This is a genomic window from Mesobacillus sp., from assembly GCF_057785455.1.
Window position 1 is genome coordinate 1 of record NZ_JBYNSB010000052.1, and the last position, 4,535, is coordinate 4,535.

General features: G+C 47.7%; 3 protein-coding genes. All 3 read left to right on the forward strand.

Annotated elements, in window-relative coordinates; genetic code table 11:
• Positions 1 to 98: 98 nt before the first annotated feature.
• Complete coding sequence (locus tag AC3EBE_RS19695) at positions 99 to 314, forward strand: hypothetical protein (RefSeq protein WP_488596734.1); 216 nt, start codon at positions 99 to 101, stop codon at positions 312 to 314.
• Positions 311 to 526, forward strand: coding sequence for a hypothetical protein (locus AC3EBE_RS19700; RefSeq protein WP_488596735.1), 216 nt, complete (start codon positions 311 to 313; stop codon positions 524 to 526). Before AC3EBE_RS19695 ends, AC3EBE_RS19700 begins: the two co-directional genes overlap by 4 nt.
• 271 nt (positions 527 to 797) lie before the next feature.
• The coding region (locus tag AC3EBE_RS19705; protein ID WP_488596736.1) for an Lcl domain-containing protein at positions 798 to 4,535 on the forward strand (3,738 nt) is incomplete at its 3' end.

Consider the following 4,535-nt stretch of genomic DNA (forward strand, 5'->3'; position numbering starts at 1 on the left):
TGCACCTCCGTTGAGGGCGTTTAGTTTATACTAACCCCTAAGTTAAAAAACAGGGCGATAGGATCACCTATCCCCTAAAATTAAGAGGAGGTGCACATATGAAGTATATCGGAATTGATTATCATAATCAATATTTTGTAGCAACAACTATGAACAACAAGGGAAAAGTGTTAAGCAAAGAAAAGGTCTCAACTGATAGGGAATCGATACAAAGATATTTTAAAAAGAAGGCTTCAAAAGAGAAAGTGAAATCGGAAAATAGAGATAGACTCTCCAAAAGTTCCCTCTACCTTGACGGGGGAGGGCGAGGGTGAAGGTGTTTAATAACCAATTCGGTTACCCCTCCCCCTCGCCCCCTCCCGCAAGGGGAGGGGGATTTGCTGGGAAAGCAATTTTCTATGTCTATTTTTCGGGGGTCAGAAAATTCTTGTATTTTTGGAAAGATTATGGTAAGTTTTATTTGTTTAAGGAAATTATGTTATATGTGGCTGCCGAAATAATAAAAAGATTTTTGAAAATGGAATAAGCCGGAGTGGGCTATATTGTGGCATATAATTTGCGCCAGTCAGTCAGTTTAATTAGCCTTAATAGAATTTTAAAAGTATTACAGGAAACGGCAAGCCCTGTTTCGGGGTTTTGCCGTTTTTTGTTTTAAAATCTCCCCTAACCCCTCTTTTTCAAAGAGGGGAACTTTAGTATTCCCCCTTAAAAAAGGGGGATAAAGGGGATTGTATACCTCCCTTTTTCAAAGGGAGGTAAGGAGGGATTTTAATATATTATACGAGGAGGAATCTGGTATGAAGGCAGTAAGGATTTTAGCAGTAGTTTTTATTACCCTTGCCCTTGCCCTGACACTTGCGCCCTTCACATGGGCAGGGACGATTGACTTACCCAGATCAGGGCAGACAAAGTGCTATCACGCAGAAGGGGCAGAAATCGCCTGTCTCGGCACAGGGCAGGATGGCAACTGGCAGGCAGGAGTTGCCTGGCCCTCTCCGAGGTTTACAGTGAGCGGGGATTGCGTAACAGACAATCTTACAGGTCTGATGTGGGTAAAAGCGCCTGACAGCACAATAAGGACATGGGCAGAAGCGTTAGCTTATGCAGACAGCTTATCGCTCTGCGGCTACAACGACTGGCGACTCCCCAATGTAAACGAGCTCGAAAGCCTTGTTCATGCAGGGTATACCGAGGAGACCTGTGGAGGCTTTTGGTGCTCAACCTTACCAGCATGGCTGAATACACAGGGCTTCACCAATGTGCAGTCAAGCAACTACTGGTCGTCGTCTACCTATGCGCACGATACGGAAAGGGCATGGTTCGTCGATATGTTTGACGGCGGTGTGGGCGCCGGCGTTAAGCCAAACAACTACTATGTCTGGCCAGTGCGTGCCGGACAGCCTAACAATCCAGATCCAGCATATCCTGCTAATATCCCAAAGACAGGGCAGACAACGACTTATGCAGCAGGGGATGATGGGGATTTAGAAAGAGGAGTTGCCTGGCCCTCTCCGAGGTTTACAGTGAGCGGGGATTGTGCAACAGACAATCTTACAGGTCTGATGTGGGTAAAAGCGCCTGACAGCACATTGAGGACATGGGCAGATGCGTTAATTTATGCAAATGACTTTTCGCTCTGCGGCTACGACGACTGGCGTCTTCCCAACAGAAAGGAACTCAGGAGTCTCATTAGCTATGAAGAGGCTAACATCGCCACATGGCTGAATACGCAGGGCTTCGATAATGTGCAATCAAGCTACTACTGGTCGTCGTCTACCTATGTGAACTATACGGTCTACGCATGGGTCGTCAGTATGTGGGTCGGCTTTGTGGACATCGGCTATAAGACCAGCTTCTACAGAGTCTGGCCGGTGCGTGCCGGGATATTTTATAATTTGGATATTTCAAAGGCAGGCACAGGAAGCGGCACAGTGACAAGCAATCCAGTAGGCATAAATTGTGGTTCTGACTGCGAAGAGGAATATGATGCAGGTGAGGTGGTAACCCTCACAGCAGAGGCTGCCGCAGGCTCAACCTTTGCAGGCTGGAGCGATGATTGCTCAAGCTGTGGGACAAACAACACATGCCAGATAACAATGGATGCTGACAAGACCTGCACGGCAAACTTTACACTGAATCAATACACCATCACAACATCAGCTAATCCTCCGGCAGGCGGAAGTGTATCTTGCACACCTAATCCTGTTAATCATGGTTCAACCTCCACATGCACTATAACAGCTAATGCTGGCTATACCCTTCAGAATGTAACAGGCACATGCGGAGGCAATCTTTCAGGCAACACATACACGACCAATGCTATTACAGGCGACTGCACGGTTGAAGCCACATTCACACTGAATCAATACACTGTAACAGCCAACGCAGCCGGCAATGGCACAGGCGCAGTGTCCTCAAATCCTGCTGGCATAAGCTATAACCATCCTGCTAATAGCACTGGAGCAGCCAATTTCAATCATGGGACAAATGTAGTTCTTACAGCAACAGCAGGAGCAGGCTCAACCGCTTCATGGACAACATGCACAGGTGCAGTAGCAGGCAATGGCACGACCACAGCCACCTGCACATTCAACAACCTTGACGGAAACAAGACCGCTGAAGCCACATTCACACTGAATCAATACACAGTAACGCCTTCAGCGGGAGCTAACGGGACGATTAATCCTAATACTGCTCAAACAGTGAATCACGGCGCAACCACACAGTTCACAGTAACTCCTAATGTCGGCTACACTGCCTCAGTGGGCGGCACATGCGGCGGAACGCTAAGTGGAAATACATACACAACCAACCCCGTCACAGCAAACTGCACTGTAGTAGCCACATTTATCCAGCAACGCACCCTTACCGTAACCAGAGCAGGCACAGGGACAGGCACGGTGAATGCGACAGGCTGCTCATTAAGCTGGAACAACAACACAGGCACATGCACAGTCAATCACGGCACGGCGATTACACTATCAGGCACGGCAGATGCAGGCTCAACCTTTGCAGGCTGGAGTAATGGCACAGGCTCAGCAAGTGGCTGCACAGGCACAGGGGATTGCACATTTAATATAACAACCAATTCGGCAGTGACGGCGACATTTAATCTCACCCATTCATCTTGTACCCAAGAACAAGAACTTATTAATTTCGGGTATATTGGTGGTTGTGGATATACCGATACGCAGGCATTCAATTTGAGTCAGCCAGCTTTTGTCACAAGGATACGCATCTGGCACTATCCCCCTATCACTGGAACAATGACTCCTGATTTTACTATCTCTGGGCCAAATGGATATGAACTTTCAGGCAGCACTACAGCAGGTAGTTGTTACGCAGGTTGGTGTGAGGCATGGGTGAGTTTAAATCAAAACTTGTCACAGGGGGAATATATACTTACAATTTCCACAGATTCTATATGTGCTAATCCAAGCGGCGATACTACATTGATAGTATTAGGATGCTTTAACACAACACCCACTCAATACACCCTCACTGTTACCAAAGCAGGCACAGGGACAGGCACGGTGAATGCGACAGGATGCACATTAAGCTGGTCTGGCAACATTGGCACATGCACAGCCAATCACAACACAGCGATTACACTATCAGGCACTGCAGGAGCAGGCTCAACATTTGCAGGCTGGAGTAATGGCACAGGCTCAGCAAGTGGCTGCTCAGGCACAGGGAATTGCTCATTTAACATAACAGCCAATTCGGGAGTAACGGCGACATTTAATCTTACCGTTTCCTACTCGATCTCAGGGACGGTGAGGACTCGAGCTGTGGGCATTGGTGTAGGAGCACCTGTAGCTGGTGTAACGATAACCCTGATCGGTGGAGCTAATGCTACAACGACTACAGATGCAAACGGCAACTACAGCTTTAGTGGACTTGCAAATGGAAACTATACAATAACGCCGAGCAAAACAGGTTACGCATTTACTCCTGCCAGCCGTACAGTTGCGATTAACAATGCAAGTGTGACAGGGCACTTTACTGCTACTTTCACAGGGGGCGCTCCGACCTACTCAATATCAGGGACAATCACAAGCGGTGGCAGTCCATTGGCAAATGTTAGTGTTAATCTTACAGGAGCTACAAATGCAATTACTACTACAAATGCATCTGGCGTTTATACATTCACAGGGCTTGCCAATGGAAATTATACAGTGACACCGACCCTTTCAGGCTATTCCTTCACACCTGCAAGCAGGTCAGTGACTATTAACAATGCAAATGTAGTAGGGCAGGATTTTGTTGGGACGGTTGTTCCTCCTGGCACATATTCTATTTCAGGGACAGTGAGGACTCGAGCTCTGGGCACTGGAGTAGGGGCACCTGTAGCTGGTGTAACGATAACCCTGAGTGGTGGAGCAAATGCTACAACGACTACAGATGCAAACGGCAACTACAGCTTTAGTGGACTTGCTAACGGCGCTTATACAATAACGCCGAGCCAGACAGGTTACGCATTTACCCCTGCCAGCCGTACAGTTGCGATTAACAATGCAAGTGTGATAGGACAG